This window comes from Pseudomonas sp. ERMR1:02 (genome assembly GCF_002277815.1).
Taxonomy (GTDB): Bacteria; Pseudomonadota; Gammaproteobacteria; order Pseudomonadales; family Pseudomonadaceae; genus Aquipseudomonas.
Genome location: NZ_NKJI01000055.1, coordinates 1 through 1,149 on the forward strand (window position 1 = coordinate 1; position 1,149 = coordinate 1,149).

At 61.9% G+C, this 1,149-nt stretch carries 1 pseudogene; it reads right to left on the bottom strand.

What is annotated here, in order from left to right:
- Nucleotides 1-644: 644 nt before the first annotated feature.
- Nucleotides 645-1,149, bottom strand: a pseudogene (locus tag CES87_RS32200) (CsgG/HfaB family protein); the annotation flags it as partial.

Consider the following 1,149-nt stretch of genomic DNA (forward strand, 5'->3'; position numbering starts at 1 on the left):
GAGGCCGAGTGGAGGTTCTGCGCAGTGGGCAACCCGGCATGGATGCCGGGTTAGCCGCGCACGGCCAGGGATGGCCGATCGCGGCGGGCCCACGGAGCAGGACCGGAGCGAGGGCATGCCGAGCCACAGCGAGGCACCGAACGACAGGGGCAAGAGCCCTTGGTTACTTGGGGCTCTTCCAAGTGACCCCCGTCAGGGCGGAACCATCAGTGCCGTTACCGCAGGAATGGATATGTACTCGGTCAACAACATTCAGGTCGGCTGCCAAGCCGCCTTCGCTGGCAAGCCAGCTCCTACATTTGAATTGGGTACATCCGCGAAAGTCAGGTCGGCTTGTAGGCCGCCTTCGCGGGCAAGCCTCGCTCCTACAAAAGCGGATTGGGTACATCCGCGAAAGTCAGGTCGGCTCGTAGGCCGCCTTCGCGGGCAAGCCTCGCTCCTACAAAAGCGATTGGGTACATCCGCGAGAAGTCAGGTCGGCTCGTAGGCCGCCTTCGCGGGCAAGCCTCGCTCCTACAAAAGCGGATTGGGTACATCCGCCAGAGACAGGCCGCCTGTCAGGCCGCCTTCGCGGGCAAGCCTCGCTCCTACAAAGCGGATTGGGTACATCCGCGAAAGTCAGGTCGGCCCGAAGGCCGCCTCGGTCACTCATACTCACCCTCAGGCACCACCTTGTTCTGCGTCAAGTAACGATCCAGAGTCGCATCGCCCAGAGGCGAATTTTCCCCCGCCACCTGCCACAAATTCCGCTCAATCCCTGCGCCAGCATATGCCCACCGCCGCCTCGATCGCCGACAACACACACAATTGCGCCGGTTCGTTGGTGGTGTAGCCGACCTCGGCCTCCAGCAATTTCTTGAACGATGAACTTGAACACCCCGGCACTGCGGGCCACGGAGTAGATGGTCTTGCTGGTCATCACGTTGGCCAGCACCTGCCCACTGCGTACATCCACTGCCCGCAGGTTCACCGTGACCTGGTCCACGCGATACTCCCGGGAGATTCGATACCCAGGTAGCGCGCCCCTTCCCCGCCGCTTTTCACGTTGGTGTCGTAGGCAATTATTCCGCCCTCGAGCATCATGTTCGCCGCTTGCAGCGGTGGCAGTTCACCCTGGATGTTCACCGGGTGTTGGGTTTCTTTTGCGAG